At 62.4% G+C, this 19,900-nt stretch carries 16 protein-coding genes; 11 read left to right on the top strand and 5 right to left on the bottom strand.

Annotated features, from left to right (window positions below; translation table 11 throughout):
* The first annotated feature begins 7 nt into the window (after positions 1-7).
* The 10 genes from OZ411_RS11595 (at position 8) to OZ411_RS11550 (ending at position 11,129) form a co-directional block, all read left to right on the top strand.
* Complete coding sequence (locus OZ411_RS11595; protein WP_130578476.1) at positions 8-412, top strand: hypothetical protein; 405 nt, start codon at positions 8-10, stop codon at positions 410-412.
* Between the two features lie 42 nt (positions 413-454).
* Entirely contained in the window at positions 455-1,993 is a 1,539-nt protein-coding gene (mqo, locus tag OZ411_RS11590; RefSeq protein ID WP_282528043.1) for a malate dehydrogenase (quinone), read from the top strand.
* Between the two features lie 18 nt (positions 1,994-2,011).
* Complete coding sequence (locus tag OZ411_RS11585) at positions 2,012-3,424, top strand: cytochrome ubiquinol oxidase subunit I (RefSeq protein WP_282528042.1); 1,413 nt, start codon at positions 2,012-2,014, stop codon at positions 3,422-3,424.
* Positions 3,425-3,426: 2 nt separating this feature from the next.
* Positions 3,427-4,413, top strand: a complete 987-nt coding sequence (gene cydB / locus OZ411_RS11580; RefSeq protein ID WP_282528041.1) for a cytochrome d ubiquinol oxidase subunit II — start codon at positions 3,427-3,429, stop codon at positions 4,411-4,413.
* Positions 4,414-4,473: 60 nt separating this feature from the next.
* Positions 4,474-6,531: an FUSC family protein gene (locus tag OZ411_RS11575; RefSeq protein WP_282528040.1), complete on the top strand. Its 2,058-nt coding sequence runs from the start codon at positions 4,474-4,476 to the stop codon at positions 6,529-6,531.
* Positions 6,528-6,734 (top strand): DUF1656 domain-containing protein, encoded by a 207-nt coding sequence (locus tag OZ411_RS11570; protein ID WP_130578471.1) that lies wholly within the window; start codon positions 6,528-6,530, stop codon positions 6,732-6,734. The genes OZ411_RS11575 and OZ411_RS11570 overlap by 4 nt, the downstream gene beginning before the upstream one ends.
* A gap of 89 nt (positions 6,735-6,823) precedes the next feature.
* Positions 6,824-7,687, top strand: coding sequence for an HlyD family secretion protein (locus tag OZ411_RS11565; RefSeq protein ID WP_282528039.1), 864 nt, complete (start codon positions 6,824-6,826; stop codon positions 7,685-7,687).
* A gap of 341 nt (positions 7,688-8,028) precedes the next feature.
* The gene (locus OZ411_RS11560; protein WP_130578469.1) at positions 8,029-8,679 is read left to right on the top strand and encodes a response regulator transcription factor; all 651 of its coding nucleotides are present in this window, start codon (positions 8,029-8,031) and stop codon (positions 8,677-8,679) included.
* A 229-nt stretch (positions 8,680-8,908) separates the two neighbouring features.
* Positions 8,909-9,301: a response regulator gene (locus OZ411_RS11555; protein ID WP_282528038.1), complete on the top strand. Its 393-nt coding sequence runs from the start codon at positions 8,909-8,911 to the stop codon at positions 9,299-9,301.
* Positions 9,302-9,512: 211 nt separating this feature from the next.
* A complete protein-coding gene (locus OZ411_RS11550) occupies positions 9,513-11,129 on the top strand; it encodes an ATP-binding protein (RefSeq protein ID WP_282528037.1) in 1,617 nt (538 codons plus the stop codon).
* A 49-nt stretch (positions 11,130-11,178) separates the two neighbouring features.
* Here the strand turns inward: OZ411_RS11550 and OZ411_RS11545 are convergent, their stop codons facing one another.
* The gene (locus OZ411_RS11545) at positions 11,179-12,423 is read right to left on the bottom strand and encodes an oxalate decarboxylase family bicupin (RefSeq protein WP_282528036.1); all 1,245 of its coding nucleotides are present in this window, start codon (positions 12,421-12,423) and stop codon (positions 11,179-11,181) included.
* Positions 12,372-12,629 carry a hypothetical protein gene (locus tag OZ411_RS11540; RefSeq protein WP_282528035.1) on the bottom strand — a complete coding sequence of 86 codons (258 nt, stop codon included), beginning with the start codon at positions 12,627-12,629 and terminating at the stop codon, positions 12,372-12,374. Before OZ411_RS11540 ends, OZ411_RS11545 begins: the two co-directional genes overlap by 52 nt.
* 83 nt (positions 12,630-12,712) lie before the next feature.
* Here OZ411_RS11540 and OZ411_RS11535 point away from each other — a divergent pair, with 83 nt between their 5' ends.
* Positions 12,713-15,007, top strand: a complete 2,295-nt coding sequence (locus OZ411_RS11535; RefSeq protein ID WP_282528034.1) for an FdhF/YdeP family oxidoreductase — start codon at positions 12,713-12,715, stop codon at positions 15,005-15,007.
* Positions 15,008-15,185: 178 nt separating this feature from the next.
* On the opposite strand, the gene OZ411_RS11530 is transcribed toward OZ411_RS11535, so the two are convergent.
* Genes OZ411_RS11530 through OZ411_RS11520 form a run of 3 tightly spaced genes read right to left on the bottom strand, consistent with a single transcriptional unit; the run spans position 15,186 to position 19,892 of the window.
* Positions 15,186-15,596, bottom strand: a complete 411-nt coding sequence (locus OZ411_RS11530) for a hotdog domain-containing protein (protein WP_130582077.1) — start codon at positions 15,594-15,596, stop codon at positions 15,186-15,188.
* Positions 15,597-15,606: 10 nt separating this feature from the next.
* Entirely contained in the window at positions 15,607-18,720 is a 3,114-nt protein-coding gene (locus OZ411_RS11525; protein ID WP_282528033.1) for an efflux RND transporter permease subunit, read from the bottom strand.
* The gene (locus OZ411_RS11520; protein WP_282528032.1) at positions 18,717-19,892 is read right to left on the bottom strand and encodes an efflux RND transporter periplasmic adaptor subunit; all 1,176 of its coding nucleotides are present in this window, start codon (positions 19,890-19,892) and stop codon (positions 18,717-18,719) included. The genes OZ411_RS11525 and OZ411_RS11520 overlap by 4 nt, the downstream gene beginning before the upstream one ends.
* Positions 19,893-19,900: the final 8 nt, after the last annotated feature.

Here is a 19,900-nt window from a genome sequence, read left to right as displayed (position 1 = left end):
GCACAGCATGATCAGATGCGTCAGGTTATGGACCGGTGAGGACAGCAATTCGCATTTCGAGGAAGGGCTCATCGATCTTGAACCCGGCCAGCGCGGCGACTGGCTCAGCAGCAAGGTCGACGTCGTCACCATCTCCTTCCAGGAGACGGCATCGGGCGGCGCGTTCGCCTGGCACACCGCGCCGATCCGCCAACTGGTGATCACGCTCTCCGGAACGCTCGATTTCCAGACCCGCGACGGCGAGCATTTCCTGTTGCATCCCGGCGACATCCTGCTGGCGGAAGACACCGTCGGCTCCGGGCATAGCTGGAAGCTGACCGACGATTCGTCCTGGCGCCGCGCCTATGTGGTGCTGCACCCCGGCGCGCATGTGCCGTTCCGCACCAAGGAGCACCAGCCGGCCTCGGCGTGAGCCGTTCAGGACAGCGACATCCAAACCCGCAAGGAGACATCCATGCAGAGCACCCCCACTGGTGAACCGGACGTCGTCCTCATCGGCGCAGGCATCATGAGCGCTACGGTAGGCGTCTTCCTCAAGGAACTGGAGCCACAGCTCACCATCTCGATGTTCGAGGTCCTGGAGGATTGCGGGCTGGAAAGCTCGGATGCCTGGAACAATGCCGGCACCGGGCACGCCGCCAATTGCGAGATGAACTACACGCCGGAGCGTGCGGACGGCAGCATCGACATTTCCAAGGCGCTGCAGGTCAACGTCGAATTCGACCTGTCGCGGCAGTTCTGGTCCTACCTGGTCGGCAAGGGCGCGATCTCGGATCCGCGCTCCTTCATTCACCCGGTTCCGCATATGAGCTTCGTGTCGGGCGCCGACAATGTCGGCTTCCTCAACAAGCGCTTCAAGGCGATGTCGGCTCATCATTGCTATGAGGGCATGGAGTATACCGAGGATCCGAAGCAAATCGCCGACTGGGTGCCGCTGGTGATGGAAGGCCGCAGTGGCGACGATCCGGTCGCTGCAACACGGATCATCACCGGCACCGATGTCGACTACGGGTCGCTGACCCATCATCTGGTTCATCATCTCGTCAGCCAGCCCGGCTGCGCTGTCCACTACAAGAGCGTCGTCACCGATCTCGTCCACGATCAGGACGGTCGTTGGCAGATCGAGGTTCGCGATACCGACACCGGCGAGAAGCGGTCGGTCAAGGCGAAGTTCGTGTTCATCGGCGCCGGCGGCGGCGCGCTGCCGCTCTTGCAGAAATCCGGTATTCCGGAAGGCCACGGCTATGGCGGCTTCCCCGTCTCGGGAATCTGGCTGCGCTGCGACGATCCCGCGGTCAACAAGCGTCACCACGCCAAGGTCTATGGCAAGGCCGCGGTCGGCTCGCCGCCAATGTCGGTGCCGCATCTCGACACCCGCGTCATCGGCGGGCAGCACTCGCTCCTGTTCGGTCCCTATGCCGGCTTCTCGAGCAAGTTCCTCAAGCACGGATCGCGGCTCGATTTGTTCGAGTCGATCCGGCCCGCCAACGTCGAACCGCTGCTTGCGGTGGCGCGCGACAATTTCGATCTGACCGAATATCTGATCGGGCAGGTGCTGCAATCCGAAAGCCATCGCCTGGCGACGCTCGACCAGTATTTTCCGAATGCCGATCCGAAGGACTGGCGATTGCAGGTCGCCGGCCAGCGCGTCCAGATCATCAAGCCTGACGTCAAGCGCGGCGGACTGCTCGAGTTCGGAACCGAACTGGTCGGTGCTGCTGATCATTCGCTGGTCGCGCTGCTCGGCGCTTCGCCGGGCGCCTCGACCGCGGCCTTCATCGCCATCAGCGTGCTGGAGAAGTGCTTTGCCGGTGAGCTCACGGCGAATGCCTGGCTGCCCAAGCTGAAGCAGATCATCCCCTCCTACGGCATATCGCTGATCGATGATGCGGATTTCTGCCGGCGCATCCGTGCGACGACCGCCCAGGTTCTGAAGGTCGACAACATTCCACCGCCGGCCGCCACGCCGACGTCGGCAGCGCAGCGAGCTTGAGAGGACAGGAGACTTTCGATGGACGTCACGGCACTTCTTCTGTCGCGATTGCAGTTTGCGTTCACCATCTCGTTTCACATTATCTTCCCCTCGTTCACGATCGGCCTTGCCGCCTGGCTGACCGTTCTCGAAGCGATGCACATGCGTACCGGCAAACAGGTGTACCGGACGCTGTTCGAGTTCTGGCTCAAGATCTTCGGCGTCGCCTTCGGCATGGGCGTGGTGTCGGGCGTGGTCATGGGGTTCCAGTTCGGCACCAACTGGAGCGTGCTGGCCAAGATGTCGGGACCGATCCAGGGGCCGCTGCTCTCTTACGAGACATTCACTGCCTTCATGCTGGAGGCCAGCTTCTTCGGTATCCTCATCTTCGGCCGCAATCGCGTGCCGCCATGGTTCTATCTGTTCTCCACCGCCATGGTGGCGTTGGGGACGACGCTTTCGGCGTTCTGGATCATGGTCAACAATAGTTGGATGCAGGCGCCCGTCGGCTATGTCATGGAGAAAGGACAGTTCGCCCCCGACGACTGGGTCGCGATCCTCTTCAATCGCGTGGTCTGGGTGCGCTTTCCGCACATGCTGTTGGCATCCTTCCTGACCGGCGCGTTCTGTGTGGCGGCGACGGGCGCGTGGTACCTGCTGCGGCGGACCTATTACGCCGAGGCGCGGGTCATGCTGCGCATGGGCCTTTCGCTTGCGGCGGTGCTGCTTCCGATCCAACTCTTCATCGGACATCTCGTCGGCGATTACGTCCACGATTATCAGCCGGCGAAATTCGCCGCGATCGAGGCCCGCTGGCATGACGAGCAGCCAGCCTCCGAGGTGCTGATCGCGATCCCCGATCCGAGTACGGAGTCCAACAAATACGCGATCAGCATTCCCGTGCTCGGCAGCATCATCGGCAGCATGAGCCTGACGTCGAAGGAAGTCGGGCTGACGACATTTCCACCGCAGGACCGGCCGCCCGTGATCATCCCGTTCTTCACCTTCCGCATCATGGTCGGCTGCGGTCTCCTGATGCTGGGACTGGCGTGGCTCGGGACCTATCTCGAGCTCAAGCATCGCCTCGAGCGCAGCCGCCTGCTGCTCTGGGGCATCTTCCTCAGCTTTCCGCTGCCATGGATCGCGATCCTCACCGGCTGGTACACCGCGGAAGTCGGCCGTCAGCCCTGGACCGTCTATGGCGTGCTGCGCACGGCTGATGCGATGACGCCGTTCCTCACCGCGTCCGCCGCCTTGACCACGCTGATCCTGTTCGTCCTGGTCTATGCGTTCATCTTTTCGTTCGGCACCTACTACATCTATCGGCTGCTGCGTGCCGGCCCGGCCGGAATTCCGACCACGGAGCCGCGCGAAGCTGCGCCGAACCGGCCAATGTCGATGGCGGACCAGCCCTCGGTCGCCACGCGCAGCTATATCAGTGCGGGAGAATAGACATGGTGATGTTCTGGGTTGCGCTGCTCGCTATCAGTATCCTGATCTATCTCTTGCTCGATGGATTCGATCTCGGCGTCGGCATGCTGTTCGGCCTGGCGAAGAACGAGAAGGATCGAAACGAAATGCTGCATACCGTCGCGCCGGTCTGGGATGGCAACGAGACCTGGCTCGTCGTCGCGGGCGTGATTCTGTGGGGCGCCTTTCCCGCGGCCTATTCGATACTGCTCTCCGCCTTCTATATCCCCGTCATCGTCATGCTGCTGGGGTTGATCCTGCGCGGCGTAGCATTCGAGTTCCGCAACAAGGCGCTGGCCTCGCGCTGGGTGTGGGACCTGTCCTTTTCCGGCGGCTCACTTGCCGCAAGCTTCATGCAAGGCGTGATGGTCGGAGGGTTGGTCGAAGGACTGCAATTCACCAATGGCGAATATTCCGGCGGCGCGCTTGGGTGGCTGAGCGGATTTTCGGTGCTGTGCGGTATCGGCCTTTGCCTTGGATACGCGCTGCTCGGAGCCTGCTGGCTGGTGAGGAAGAGCGAGGGGTCCGTTCGCGCCACCGCGCGCCGCCAGATCCCGATCCTTGCGATCGCGGTGCTGGTGTTCCTGGTCGTCGTCTTTGCCCATGCGCTCATCGAGAATCTTCCGATCCTGCAGCGGTGGACCGAAAGGCCGTATCTGTTCGTGTTTCCGGCGATCGGCGCCGGCGCGGCGCTGGTGCTTGCCACCAGCATCCTGCGCCATGACGATTACTGGCCGTTCCACATGGTGGTGACGATCTTCGTTACCGCCTTTGGGACACTGGCGCTGTCGTTCTGGCCCTACATGATCCCCTCCGTCATCACGATCGAGGAGGCGGCCGCACCGCATTCCAGCCTCGCCTTCATGTTCTGGGGCGAGGGCCTGTTCGTGTTCCCACTCATGCTGCTCTACATCGTGATCGGCTACCGCGTGTTCCGTGGCAAGGTCGGTCCCATGACCGATCATTACTGATGCGGCATGACCTCGATCGAAACCAGCGGGCAGCCTGCCCGATGTGCGTAGGTGAGGCAGATGACCAGGGCGGCGGCATCGCTCCTGATTGATTGGACTGCGAGGCGGCTGCCTGACGCAAGACGGCTCGCCGACCGGCTGCAGGTCCCGGCGTCGGCGCTGCTGTTTGGCTTGCGCCTTTGGGCCGGCGTTTGTCTCGCCCTCTATCTCAGCTTCTGGCTTCAGCTCGAGATTCCGTCCTGGGCTGGTGCATCGGCCGCGATCGCCAGCCAGCCGCACCTCGGCGCTGCGCTGCGCAAGGGCTGGTTTCGCCTGATCGGGACGACGATCGGCGCTGTGGCGATCGTGATGCTGGCGGCACTCTTTCCGCAACAGCGAGTCGGATTCCTGCTTGGACTGGCGCTTTGGAGCGCGGGCTGCGCCTTCGTGGCGACGCTGCTGCGCAATTTCGCGTCCTATTCGGCAGCGCTCGCTGGCTTTACCGCTGCGATCGTCGCAAGCGACCTGCTTGGCGCCACCGGTGGCGCCAATGGCGAGGTCTTCACGCTTGCGGTGAACCGCGCCAGCGAGATCTGCGTCGGCATCGTGTGCTCGGGCCTGGTGATGGCGATGACGGATTTCGGCGATGCGCCAAGGCGGCTGGCGAAGGAGATGGCTGCGCTGGCGACGGAAATCCTGGCTCAGATCGTCGCGACGTTGTCGGAAAGGCGAGAGGGATCCCGCCGGATCGGCTTCGGTCTGGCGCAACGGATCGGCGCTCTCGATCCCCTTATGGATGAGGCGGGCGGCGAGTCCTACGACGTTCGCTATCACATGCGGGAATTAGAGTCGGCATCGACTGGTCTTCTCCGCGCGATGTCCGCCTGGCGAAGGGTGGCCGTCCATCTCGATCTGCTGCCAAGCGAAGAAGGGCGGCATGAGATCAGCCAGATCGCGCGTAGCCTTCCAACGGAGTTGACAGTGCAATCCGCCGACGTTGCGATGATCGCACAAACCGATCCGGCGCGTTTGCGCAGGTCATGTGCCGCAGCCGTACGTGGATTGCTCGCGATGGGATGTACGACGCCGTCGGTCAAGCTGATCGCCGATGAGGCGGCGCGATCGCTGCTTGCGCTTCGAAAGGCACTCAGTGGCTTGCTCGTGCTGAATGATCCCGCGCAGCCCGTTCGGGCACGGCGGCGTGAGCGACTGCCAGTCCCGGACTATGCCCCTTCGGTTCTCAATGCGGCACGCGCGTTCACCGCGATCGCCGCAGTCGAATTGTTCTGGGTCGTGACGGCGTGGCCGAATGGCGCGCTTGCCGTCGCCTTTGCGGCGATCGCGCTCACCCTGTTCTCGGCGCGGCCCGATCAGGCCTATGGCATCACCATGCTGTTCATGGTCGGCGCCGCCATCACCACCGTGCTCGCGGCCATCGCCAATTTCGCACTTCTGCCGCAGATGACATCCTTCGCCGGTCTCTGTCTCGTGATTGGGCTCGTCCTCGTTCCGGCCGGTGCGCTGATGACTCAACCCTGGCTGCCGCCGGTCTTCATCGCGCTGGTTGCGACTTTCATTCCGCTGCTCGGGCCGGCAAACCAGATGACCTACAACACGCTCGCTTTCTACAATGTCGCGCTGGCGATCTTCGTAGGACTCGGAGCGGCTGCGCTTGCGTTCCGCATGGTGCCGCCGTTATCGGCCGAGCTTCGTGTCCGCCGCCTGCTGAGTCGGACGCTGCGGGAACTACGGCGGCTTGCCACCAACCGGCTGCAACTGACATCGGAGGCGTGGGAAGGACGGATCTACAACTACCTGCAGGCGCTCCCCGAGCCGACCGAGCCGACGGCACGCTCTGATCTTCTATCGGCCCTGGTGGTGGGTAATGCCATCATCCGGCTTCGCCCCGTCGCCGGCCGCTTCGACCTTGATCAGGAGTTCACCGTTGCACTCGATGCCATCGTCCAAGCCGATACCGCGGCTGCGATCGAACGCCTCGGTGACTTCGACGGGGAGCTTGCCGCGGTCGCGCGCACGACGCCGGGATTGCCCGTCAGGGAGCGGGCGCGCGGCAGCATCCTCGTGCTGTCGGAAACGCTCGCACAGCACAAGACCTATTTCGAAACATCGCCGCCATGAGCTTTTCCGAGATCAATCTGTTTGGCGTCTATGTCGCCCCCATTTCGTTGCTGATGGTGGCGGCCTGGCTTATCCTGGTCGTGCTGCGGCGGATGGTGGCGCGTCTTGGCCTGCTGCGCCATGTCTGGCATCCGGCGCTGTTCGTGCTCGCGATTTATATTATTCTGCTTTCATGCGTGGTTCTGGTGGTGGCTGAGATATAGCGATGTCTGACGTTCAGACGCGATTGGCTGGCGAGGCGGGCGATCGGAAAGCTCTGCCGCGCCCTTCGGCAAGCGGGGCGAGCCGCAAAATGTCGCTCAGTTCCGTGATCCCGGTACTGCTCACGCTGGGCGCTGTCGCGGTGGCAGCGTTGTTCGGCTGGTTCGCGTGGGATGTCTATATGGGGCGGCCGTGGACCCGCGACGGCATGGTGCGGGCTTATGTGGTGACCGTCGCGCCGGAGATTGCCGGGCGGATCGTCAAGCTGCCGGTCGCCGACAACCAGATGGTGCACAAGGGCGACGTGCTGTTCGAGATCGAACCGGCCGATTACCAGATCGCGTTGGACGCTGCCCGCGCCCAGGTCGCGCGCGACCAGGCCGCGCTCGACTACGCGCGTGCCAACGAAGGACGGCAGGCGACGCTGCGCGGAGAAGGCTGGGTCTCGAAGGACGTCTTTCAGCAATCGGCAAGCTCGCTGCATCAACTGCAAGCCGCCGTTGCCGCGGATCAGACCGCGGTCGCCAAGGCGGAGCTCAATCTCAGCCGTGTCACCGTTCGCTCACCTGTCAATGGCTATGTGACGAATCTGCTGGCCCAGCGCGGCGACTACGCCAATATCGGCCAAAACCTGGTCTCGCTGGTCGACTCCGATTCCTTCTGGGTCGACGGCTATTTTGAGGAGACGAGCCTTGGAAGGATTCGCGACAATGATCCGACGACAATCCGCTTGATGGGCTACAGCCAACTTATCCGTGGTCATGTCGGCGGGGTCGCGCGCGGCATCACTGTCGTCAATGCGCAGCCGGGGCAGGGCGGGCTCGCTTCGGTCAACCCGATCTTCACCTGGGTGCGGCTGGCGCAGCGCATACCCGTGCATATTCACATCGACCAGGTGCCTGATGGAGTGCGCCTCGTCGCCGGCACGACCGCCAGTGTGGAGGTCGGCCGCTAGAGCGTGATGACTTTTCTTCGAATCGTCATCCCGTTCTAGCTCTTTGTTTGAGCATGATCTTTTTCGGAAAACCGGTCTCCACTTTTCCGGATCATGCTCTAGCCTCTTCCGCAGTTTGGCCCTTCGATCCCGATCGGCTATTTTGTCGCAGGCATGGCAGCAGCGCCGCCGGAGCATGGTTGCGTCCTGTTCCCGGCATCCCCGTAGAATTGCGGAGGTTCCCCTGATGTGTTCTAACGTCAGGGGCCAGCGATACCCGGAAAATCAGTTTTGAATCCGAAACATCCGTCTGCTGCCGTCCGGTGGAGTTTTCATACGGCCATTGCATGCGGAGATAGCGCATGAAGCCGTTTGCGTCGCCTTACGATCTGACGAACGGCCAGGAGTCAGTCGTCTTCGTCGTCGACGATGACGAGAGCGTACGACGGGCGCTTGCCAACTTGTTCCAATCGGTGGGCCTACAGGTGCAGGAGTTCGGCTCCGCTGCGGAACTGCTGCACAGCAAGCTGCCTGATGTCGCGAGTTGCCTGGTGCTGGACATCCGGCTGCCGGGGTTGAGCGGGCTCGATCTCCAGCTCGAATTGGCCAGGGCGGACGTCCACATTCCCATCATCTTCATGACCGGTCACGGCGACATTCCGATGAGCGTCCGGGCCATGAAGGGCGGGGCAGTCGACTTCCTGACCAAGCCGTTCCGCGATCAGGATATGCTCGATTCCGTGATGACGGCGATCAAGCGCGATCGCGAAAGGCGCGAGGCGGAGAAAGCCGTTACGGGCCTGCGAGAACATTTCGAGACCTTGACCGAACGTGAACGCGAAGTGCTCGCTTTGGTGGCTGCGGGCCTCATGAACAAGCAGATTGCGGCGCAGATCGGTGTTGCCGAGATCACCGTCAAAATCCATCGTGGCCGCGTCATGAAGAAGATGGGCGCAAAATCGCTGGCCGATCTGGTCAGGATGGCCGAAATGATCGGGATTCGCCGCCGATAGGTGTGGGCGAGAAACCTAAGTATGATTCCCCGCTGTATCGATAGAGCGCATTTTACCACTACCAGTGCACGATCCGGGGAAGCGGGTACCGGCTTTTCCGCGCGACAAACGGGGAGGGTTTGCGCGCAGATCGTGTCCCAGACAACATCTAGGGCGGGCTGACGGTTCGTGGAAAAGTCATCGCGCGCTAGCGGAAGCTTTATCCCCGTTTCCCCGAAGGACAGCGATCTTGCCGACAACACCGATGATTTCCATCATCGACGACGATGCGTCCGTCCGTACCGCGACCGACAATCTGCTGAGGTCCCTGGGTTATGGCGTTCTCACGTTCGGGTCGGCTGACGAATTTCTGCAGTCGGATGTGCTCGACCTGACCTCCTGCGTGATCGCCGACGTCAATATGCCCGGCACCAACGGCGTCGAGCTCCTGCTTCGCCTGCGCGCCAGGGGCACGCAGATACCTTTCATCTTTATCACGGCTTTTCCCGAGGCGGCCGTGTCCGCCCGGGCCGCAAGCGCCGGTGCAGTCTGTCTCTTGACCAAGCCGTTCGAGACAGACAATCTGATTCAAAGCCTTGAGCAGGCCCTGCAGGGGCGTGGTGGGCAAGGTCCGGACCAGTAAGGTCCTGAATTCTTCGGCCGGCGGGCTTTCCCGACCCCGGTCGGTCGGTAGGCGGGACAGGTCCCGACTGATCACCAAAACCGCAGCTCGGCCGCCCTTCACGGCTCGTCCAGTCCTGCCACACGGAAATTCAACGGGTCTTGAGTTGGAAGAACTCCTGAGCGACCGTAAGCAGGTATACCACGATCGGGCGGCATAAGGAGCATTCGGCATGTATCCGGGCCAGCGTAGCAGCAAAACACGTGCGCCGGTCTTGTCCGTCGATGCGCCGCGCGGCCCTTCAGATTGGCGTTTGGGACTGACCGATATCGATCAGACGCCTTGGGTGACGTTTTCCCGTTATGCGATTGCGATCTTGTCGGTTACTGCAGCTCTATTCGCCTCCAAGGCCGCGGTCGAGTACCTGAACATCGAACCGTACGTATCGCTGTTTCTATGCGCGATCATGTTTGCGGCCTGGTTTGGGGGCCTCGGCCCGGGCTTGGTGTCGACCGCGCTTGCCGGTTTGGCGTTCGAGTATTTTGTGACGACTCCGACCCATTCGTTCGAGATCGATGTTCATCAGATCCCGCGCGTGAGCTTGTTCTTGATCACGGCGCTGTTCGTCAACTGGATCAGTGCGGCGCAGAGAAAGGCGACGAGATCGTTGGAGCTTTCCCGCCGCGACCTCTTGGCCGCGCTCGATGAGCAGAAGCGGACCGAGGCCCGGCTGCTGCGGAGCGAAATGTACCTGGCCGAAGCTCAGCGGCTGAGCCGGACCGGCAGTTTCGGCTGGAAGGTGGCGACCGGCGAGATCAGTTGGTCGGAGGAGACGTTTCGGATCTTTGAATGCGATCCGGCGACAACGCCGACACTGGAGTTCGTTCTGCAGCGTATGCATCCCGAAGATCGGGATTTCGTGCAGCAATTGCTCGAGGAGGCGTCCCGGGATGGCGTGGATTTCGGTCATGATGCCAGGCTGGTGATGCCGAACGGCGCGGTGAAGCATATCCGAACCTTGGCCCATGCGGTGACGGACGGTCCTGATGGCATCGAGTACATCGGTGCGGTGACCGACGTCACGGCCGCCAAGCAGGCCGAGGCCGCGCTCAACGACGCGCAGGCGGACCTCGCGCACGCCACGCGCGTGATCTCGCTCGGCGAGTTGACATCCTCCATCGCCCACGAGGTGAACCAGCCGCTGGCCGCGATCATGTCCAACGGCGAAGCCTGCCTGCGCTGGCTCGATCGCGGCGCGGCGGGCATGGAGCATGCGCGGCGCTCGGTGGAATGGATCGTCAAGGATGTCAGCCGGGCGGCCGACGTGATCGGGCGCGTTAAGGCGCTGGCACGCAAGACCGATACCGAGCGGGCGCTTCTTGACATCAACGAGGTCGTCAACGAAGCCCGCGTGCTGATGCGGCGCGAGCTCACGAGCAAGCAGATCACGCTGCGCACGGAGCTCGCGGCCGATCCGCTGATCGTCCGGGCCGACCGCGTTCAATTGCAGCAGGTCGTCATGAACCTGGTGATGAATGGCGTCGAGGCGATGCAGCCGGTCACGGATCGGCCGCGCGAATTGCTGATCCGATCGCAGCGCAGTTTCGACGCCGATCAGGCCATCCTGATCATGGCGGACTGCGGCGTCGGTTTCTCCGACGAGAACGCCGAGCGGCTGTTCAATGCGTTCTTCACCACCAAGTCGACCGGCCTTGGCTTGGGATTGTCGATCTGCCGCTCGATCGTCGAGGCCCATGGCGGAAAGCTGTCCGCCACCCGCAATGCCGGGCCCGGCGCGACCTTCCAGTTCACCCTGCCTCTCCATGAGGATGTCGGGCGGGCGCAATAAGCCTGCCCGACTGACGCGTTTGTTCATGCCTTCGGCATGATACCCCGGTTCATGCCTTCGGCATGATACCCGGGCTGTTGTCGGGCCACTTCGCAATCGTCGCTTCGTCGATGTTCAGATGCTGCGCTACCAGCTTGGGCGGCGTATGCGTGAGCCAGTTCGTCAGCGAGACTTCCTCATAGCGAGGCGCGCGGAACACGCCGACGAATTGCAGGTCGGTATCGCCGACGTTCTCGACATAGTGCCCGTAGTTCCGCTTGACGTAGCCGATGTCGCCCGCGTTGAAGTCCATCGTCAGCGCATTGGGGCCGGTGTTGAACACCGTCATCCGGCCCTTGCCCTTGATGTAGTATTGCCACTCGTCGGCGTTCGGGTGCCAGTGCATCTCGCGGACCGCGCCCGGTTTGAGCGTGACCAGCGCCGACGCGACGGTCGTTGAAACATTGAAGTTGGTGCTGTCGACAACGTGAATCGTGCCGGCATCGGACTGCTTGAGCGGACGCGAGCCTTCCAGCGAGAAGATGAAGGGATGCGGCGGCATCTCCGCATTCCTGCTCATCGCAGCGCGGTCGGCAGCGAGGTCGCCGGGCACAGTGCCCTGGAATATCCAGAGGTTGTGCAGCGGAATGTTCGCGAAGCTCTCGACGGGAACGCCGAAATTCTTGGCGAGCACTTCGGGCGGCGTGTGAGCCATCCAGTCCGAGAGCAGCAGCGTATTGAATTCGTCGGCGTGGCCGTCATCGAAGCAGATCACGAATTCGCATCCGTCTGGTCCGAGACCCTGCAGCGAGTGCGCCGTGCCGGCCGGGAAATACCAGAGGTCGCCCGCCTTGACGTCGCCGACATAAGGACGCCCCTGCGCATCGAGAACGGTCACGCGGCAGGTGCCATAGGTCATGATCGCCCACTCGGCGGCCTGATGCCAATGCAGCTCGCGGATGCCGCCGGCGGCGAGGCGCATGTTCACGCCGGATATCTCCGTCGAGATCGCGAAATCGTCGACCGTGACCTGCCGTGCCCAACCGCCGTTCTGGATGCGTCTCGCCGCATTGTTGAAGGACGCCCAGGTCGTGGGCAGGCCGCCAACGTCGGTCGCGGGCGGAGTGAATGCGGATGGAAACTGTTTTGCAATGGCCGGATTCTGCGGACCGGGATCGGTCAGACTTCCAGGCGACTTGGCATTGATGGCGCCCTGAGGCGGCTCGTCCGGGTTACCGAAGCTTGCAGCATGCGCGGATGCGGTCATTGCGGCTCCGACAGCCGACGCCGCCAGAAGATCTCGTCGCGAGAACATGGATTGAGACTCCAGAAAGAGAAGATCAGACCGGCATAGATCCGCTCATCAGCGGACCGTTCGTCGACAGTTAGACAAGCGATCCTCGTTTCACTTCCGTAATGACACGCGTTTTTCCGGAATGCACTGCCGTGATGACAGATGACGCGCAGTTGCGTGAGCGCGATGCGCAAGCTCATCACGCGGCGGGCGGTGCGATTGCGCAATTCCGACCTCGTTTTGGAAAGACATCTGTTGGACGGCTCTCCTTTACTCAGTCGATCCCGCCCATTTTCAAAGGCCCTCGCCAATGACCGTTCGCAAATCCATCCGTCCCTATCATCAGCCGGCCGGCGGGTGGGGAGCGCTCAAGGCGCTGAGCGAGCATCTGATCGAGCAGCGCGTTCCGATAAAGGGTGCAACGACGCTGAGCCGGATGAACCAGCCCGAAGGATTCGACTGTCCGGGCTGCGCCTGGCCGGATCCGAAGCATACCTCGTCGTTCGAATTCTGCGAGAACGGCGCCAAGGCGGTTGCCTGGGAAGCGACGGCGAAGCGCTGCACGCCGGAGTTCTTCGCCGAGCACTCCGTCACCGAGTTGTCCGGCTGGAGCGATTACGATCTCGAAATGGTCGGTCGGCTCACCCATCCGATGGTCTATGACCGGGCATCTGATCATTACCGTCCGGTAAGCTGGGACGATGCTTTCGCGATCATCGGCCGTCACCTCAACGCGCTGCCCGACCCGAACACGGCGGAGTTCTACACCTCAGGTCGCACGTCGAACGAAGCCGCGTTCCTCTATCAGCTTTTCGCCCGCGAATACGGCACCAACAATTTTCCTGATTGTTCGAACATGTGCCATGAGGCAACCAGCGTCGGCCTGCCGCAGTCGCTTGGGGTAGGGAAAGGCACCGTGCTGCTCGACGACTTCGACAAGGCGGACTGCATCTTCATCTTCGGCCAGAACCCCGGCACCAACAGCCCGCGCATGATGACGAGCCTGTGGAAGGCGTCGCGTCGAGGTGCAGCGATCATTTCCTTCAATCCGTTCCGCGAGCGGGCGTTGGAGCGCTTTCAATATCCGCAGAATCCGATCGAGATGGCGACCTTGTCGGCGACCAAGATCAGCTCGCCGCTCTACCAGGTGCGCGTCGGCGGCGACATCGCCGCGCTCAAGGGCATCATGAAGGTGATGGTCGAGGAAGACGCGGCCGCGCGCGCAAGCGACAAGCCCGAGCTCCTCGATTGGGATTTCATCCGTGGCCATACCGCCGGCATCGAGGCGTTCATCGCGGATCTGAAAGCGGCGCAATGGCCCGATATCGAGCGGCAATCCGGTCTCTCGCGCGAGGATCTCGAGCATGCCGCCCACGTCTATATGAAAGCCGAGCGCGCGATCATCGTCTATGGCATGGGCATCACCCAGCACAAGCGCGGCGCCTGCAATGTGCAGCAGCTTGCCAACCTCGCGCTCTTGCGCGGCCACATCGGACGCGAGGGCGCAGGCCTCTGTCCGGTGCGCGGCCACTCGAATGTGCAGGGCGACCGCACCGTCGGCATCACCGAAGTGCCGACAAAGGAGTTCCTCGACAGGCTGGAGCACCGGTTCGGCTTCGAGCCGCCGACCGCGCACGGCCACAATGTGGTGACGGCGCTCGAGGCGATGCTTCGCGGCGAGGTGAAGGTGTTCGTCGCCATGGGCGGCAATTTCGCTGCGGCTATACCGGACTGGCAGCAAACGCAGGCCGCGTTGCGCAATCTCGATCTCACGGTCCATGTCTCGACCAAGCTCAACCGCAGTCATTTGATCCATGGGCGCGATGCGCTGATCCTGCCGTGCCTCGGGCGCACCGAGATCGATATCCAGGCGACCGGACCGCAATCGATCACGGTCGAGGATTCGATGTCGATGGTTCATGCCTCCGGCGGCCGCAACAAGCCAGCCTCGGAGCATCTTTTGAGCGAGCCTGCGATCATCGCCGGAATCGCGCGTGCCACCCTCGGCAACCGCAGCGTGGTGGACTGGGAGGCCCTTGTCGCCGACTACGATCGCATTCGCGATGCGATCGAAGACGTGTTCCCGATCTTCCAGGGCTACAACGCCCGCATCCGCGTGCCGGGCGGTTTCCATCTCACTTCGACCGCGCGCGAGCGCATCTGGATGACGCCGTCGGGAAAAGCCAATTTCCTGCTGTTCGATGGACTTGGCGAAGATACCTGCGAGAGCGATCCGGAGATGCTCTGGCTGAGCACCATCCGCAGCCATGATCAGTACAACACGACGCTCTATTCGATGTCGGACCGCTATCGCGGCGTATACGGCCAGCGCGACGTGGTGTTCCTGAACGAGGAGGAAATGAAGAAGCGCGACCTTGCGGACGGCGACCGGGTCGATCTCGTCACGCTGTCGACTGATGGGATGGAGCGCAGCGTGCACAATTTCCGCGTGGTCGGCTATTCCTTCCCGAACGGCTGCTGCGCCGCCTATTATCCCGAGACCAACCCGCTGGTGCCGCTTTATGCGCATGATCCCATGAGCTTCACCCCGTCATCCAAGGGGATACCGGTCCGGATCGTGCGCTCGGTGACGGAGCAGAGCTGAAGCGACGAGCCACCTGACCTCGCCCCGCTCGCGGGGAGAGGTCGGAATTCAAGCGAAGCTTGAATTCCGGGTGAGGGGGACTCTCCGCAGACGTAACTCTCACCATGTTCGCGGAGCCAACCCCTCACCCCGCCCTCTCCCCGTGAAGGACGGGGAGAGGGAGAGACAGAGGCCGCGGTCACGCGGCGGCATTCTCATTCACGCCGAACCGCTTCTCGAATTCTGCGACGTTGACGAGGCCGCGGCGGTGGGTGCCTTCGCCGATCTTGCGCTCCTCGTTCCAGGCTTCGACCGCGAACAGGATATGCCTGGAATCGAGCTCGATGACGCGGGCGGTCGCGCGTACGGTGTGGCCGATCGGAGTTGCCGCGAGATGGCGGACGTTCACCTCCATGCCGACGCTGACAAATCCCTTCGGCAGCGCCGCCGAGATGGCGGCACCTGCGGCGATCTCCATGTGCAGGATCATCATCGGCGTCGCATAGACCCGCGGCATGCCTGGAACGAAATGTCCGACCGTCAGTTCCGGCGTCACGATGATCATCGTCTCCGCGGTCATGTCGAGCTTCAATAGTTCACGTGCATCCATATCCGCTTCCTTATTCTGCTGCCGCCGCAACCACCTTCTTGGCGTGCCGCTTGCCGGTGTTGCCGAGCCATTGGCCCAGCCTGTCGAGATAGAGGTAGACCACTGGGGTCGTGTACAGGGTCAGCACCTGCGACAGCATCAGGCCGCCGACGATGGTGTAGCCGAGCGGCTGGCGCAGCTCCGACCCGGTGCCGGTTCCAACCATCAGCGGCACGCCGCCGAGCAGCGCCGCCATGGTCGTCATCAGGATCGGCCGGAACCGCATGGTGCAGGCCCGATAGATCGCCTCTTCCGGGCTCAAGCCCTCGTTGCGCTCGACCTCGAGCGCGAAGTCGACCAGCATGATGCCGTTCTTCTTGACGATACCGATCAAGAGGATGATGCCGATGATGGCGATGACGGTGAGATCCATATGCACGGCCATCAGCAGCAATAGCGCGCCGATGCCCGCCGAAGGCAATGTCGACAGGATCGTGATCGGATGGATGAAGCTCTCATAAAGCACGCCGAGAATGATGTAGATGACGATCAGCGCCACGCCGATCAGGAGCGGGGTGCCCGACAGCGACGACTGGAAGGCCTGGGCGTTTCCTTGGAACGACGTCGCGAGCGACGCCGGCTTGCCGGTCTCCTTTTCGATGTTCTGAATGCCGCTCACCGCCTCGCCCAGCGACGCGCCGGGCTTCAGGTTGAAAGAGATGGTGACCGACGGGAACATGCTCTGATGGTTGATGAGGATCGGCGCCGGCTTGATCTCGCTCTTGACGAGCTGGCTGAGCGGGACCTGCTGGCCGCTGGCGGAATTCACGTAGATGTCTTTCAGTGCCTCGGGCCCGTACTGGAAGCTCGGATAGACCTCCATCACGACGTGATACTGGTTCAGCGCAGTGAACATGGTCGAGACGATGCGCTGGCCGAAAGCGTCATCCAGCGTGTTGTCGATGGTGGAGGGGAGAATGCCGAAGCTCGACGCCACTTCGCGATTGACGGTGACATCCAGCATCGGCCCGGCGTTGGCCTGATCGCTGGCAACGTCGGTGACGAAGGGCAGGCCCCTGATCCGTTCGAGGAAGATGGCCGACCAATGCGTCAGCTCGTCCGAATCCGCGTCGGTCAACGTGTACTGATACTGGGTCTTCGACAGCCGCGCGCCGATGGTGATGTCCTGCGCGGCCTGCATGTAGAGGGTGATACCTTGGATATGGGCGAGCCGCGACCTCAGGCGATTGATGATCTCGTCCGCGCTGGCCTTGCGCTGTGGCCTGGGTTTCAGCATGATGAAGATGCGGCCTTGATTGAGCGTCGCGGTCGGCCCGCCCGGCCCGATATAGCTCGCCACCGAATCGATCGCGGGGTCCTTCAGCAGCGTGTCGACCAGCACCTGCTGCCGCTCGGACATCGCCGGGAACGAGATATCCTGTGCGGCTTCGGTGATGCCGACGATCTGGCCGGTGTCTTCCTGCGGGAAGAAGCCTTTCGGAATGATGACGTAGAGATATCCGGTGAGTGCGATCGTGCTCAGCATCACCATCAACGTCATGAAGCGATGGCGCAGCACGACCTTCAGGCCGCGGGCATAAAGCGCGAGCAGGGAACCGAAGCCCCACTCGAAGGCGAGATAGATCCTGCCATGCTTCTTGTGGCTGTCGTCCTTCAAGAGCCGCGAGCACATCATCGGCGTCAGCGTCAGCGAGATTACGAGCGACAGTATCAGTGAGGCGGTGATCGTGATCGCGAATTCCTGGAACAGCTTGCCGACATAGCCGCCCATCAGGAACAGCGGGATGAACACTGCGATCAGCGACAGCGTGATGGAGACGATCGTGAATCCGATCTCGGCCGAGCCCTTGAGCGCAGCCTGCATCGGGGTGAGGCCTTTCTCGAGATGGCGCACGATGTTCTCGATGACGACGACGGCATCGTCGACGACGAAACCGACCGCGATCGACAGCGCCATCAGCGACAAATTGTCGAGGCTGTAGCCGAGCACGTAAAGCGCAGCAAAGGTGCCGATCAGCGATAACGGAACGGTCACCGCCGGAATCACCGTCGCCCACAGATTTCGCAGGAACAGGAAGATCACCATCACCACCAGAGCTACCGTCAGCATCAGCGTGAACTGGACGTCGGCGACAGCGGCGCGGATGGTGGTGGTGCGATCGGCCGCGATCGTCACCTTGATCGCTGGCGGAATGGAGGCCTGAAGCGTGGGCAATAGCTTCTTGATGCGGTCCACGGTCTCGATGACATTGGCGCCGGGCACGCGCTGAACCGCGAGGATGATCGCCGGCTGCTTGTCATACCACCCGGCCAGCAGGTCGTTCTCGGGAGCCTCGATCGCCTTGCCGATATCGCGGATCCGCACCGGAGAGCCGTTGCGATAGGCGATGATCAACTCGTCATAGGCGGCGGGGTTGAGCAACTGATCGTTGGTGTTGAGCGTGTAGGTCACGCGCGGGCTGTTGAGCGTACCCTTCGGCAGATCGACGTTGGCGCCGGCGATGACGGTGCGGACGTCCTCGAGGCTTATCCCCCTTGCGGCGAGTGCCTGCGGGTTGACCTGGATGCGGATGGCGGGTTTCTGCTGACCGCCGATGCCGACCAGGCCGACGCCGGGAATCTGTGAGATCTTCGGCAGCAGGATGTTCTCGGCATAAGCATCGACCGTGGTCATCGGCAGCGATTCCGAGGTCAGCGCGATCAGCATGATCGGCGTCTCGGCCGGGTTCACCTTCCGGATCGTCGGTGGGTACGGAATGTTCTGCGGCAGATAGGGGCTCGCGGCATTGATCGCCGAGAGCACGTCGACGGCGGCGCTGTCGATCGTGCGCGAGAGCTCGAACTGAACGACGACCTGGGCCACACCGAGCGCGCTCGACGACGTCAGTTGCGTGACGCCGGGGATCTGGCTCAACTGCTGCTCGAGCGGCGTGGCGACGGAAGATGCGATCGTCTGCGGATCGGCGCCGGGCAATTGCGCTGAGATCTGGATCGTCGGGTAGTTGACATTCGGCAGCGCGCCGACCGGCAACAGCGGATAGGCGGCAAGCCCGCACAGCAACAGCCCGGCCATCAGCAGGATGGTCGCGATCGGCCGGGCGATGAACGGCGCCGAGAGGTTCATGGAATGGCCTTCTGCACCGAGCTTTGCAGATCGGCTTCCGTTGCGGCCTTGCCATGCAATTCCTTGACGCGGCTGCCCTGCTGCAATCTGTATTGGCCATCGACCACGACGGTCTCATTGGCCTTGAGGCCGTCATCGATCAGTGCCTGCCCCTGGCTGATCTGTCCGACCTTCACGGAGCGCAACTGCGCGGTCTTATCCGGCGTCACCACGTAGACATAGGAGCCGTTCTGGCCTTGCTGCACCGCGGACGCGGCGATCGTCAGACCATCCTTTCGGGTATCAAGCAGCAGGTTGACGTTGACGAGCTGGCCGGGCCAGAGCCGATGCGCGGCATTTGGAAATTCGGCCTTGAGCTGGATGCTGCCGGTCGTCTGCACGATCTCGTTGTCGACCAGGAGCAGCTTGCCTTCGTCGAGCTTGATCTTGTTGTCCTGGCTGTAGGCGATCACCTTCAGCGGGCCCTTGGCCATCTCCTCTTGAATTCGCGGCAGATAGCTTTCCGGGAGCGTGAAGATCAGTGAAATCGGTTCGATCTGGGTAACGACCACGAGGCCGTTCGGATCGGTCGGGTGAATGATGTTGCCGACGTCGATCTGGCGCACGCCGGTCACGCCGGGAATCGGCGACGTCAAGCGCGTGTAGCTGAGTTGGATCTTAGCCTCGTCGATCTGGGCCTGATCCGCCTTCAGCGCGCTTTGCAGCTGCGCCACCTGCGCCTGCTGGGTCTGGATCAGTTGCGGGGTGGCATAGCCCTTGTTGCCGAGCTGAGTGTAGCGCGACAGATTGGCCTGCGCATTCTCAAGCTGCGCATTGTCGCGCGCGAGGTTCGCTGTCAGTTGCTCGATCTCCGCCTGATAAGGCCGCGGATCGATTTGCGCCAATAGATCGCCGGCCTTGACGGTTTGTCCTTCGACGAAGGTGATTTGTGTGATCTGTCCCTGGATTTGGCTGCGCACCAGGTCGGTATTGTAGGCAATCACCGTGCCGACGCCGGTCAGATAGATCGGGACATTACCGCTGGTGACGGTCGTCGCGACCACCGGGATAGGCGCCGGCTCCGGCACTGCGGCGGCTTGCTCCGACGTCAGCGAGCGCTTGAAGTACCAGAATCCGCCGCCCGCCAGCACCACGAGCAGAACGGCCACTGCGATCGCGATCTTTCGCTTCACGGCATGCC

The organism is Bradyrhizobium sp. Arg237L (assembly GCF_029990105.1).
In the GTDB taxonomy this organism is placed as follows: Bacteria; Pseudomonadota; Alphaproteobacteria; order Rhizobiales; family Xanthobacteraceae; genus Bradyrhizobium.
The sequence above is the reverse complement of the archived record's forward strand: the minus strand, read 5'-3'. Positions and strand labels throughout refer to the sequence as shown.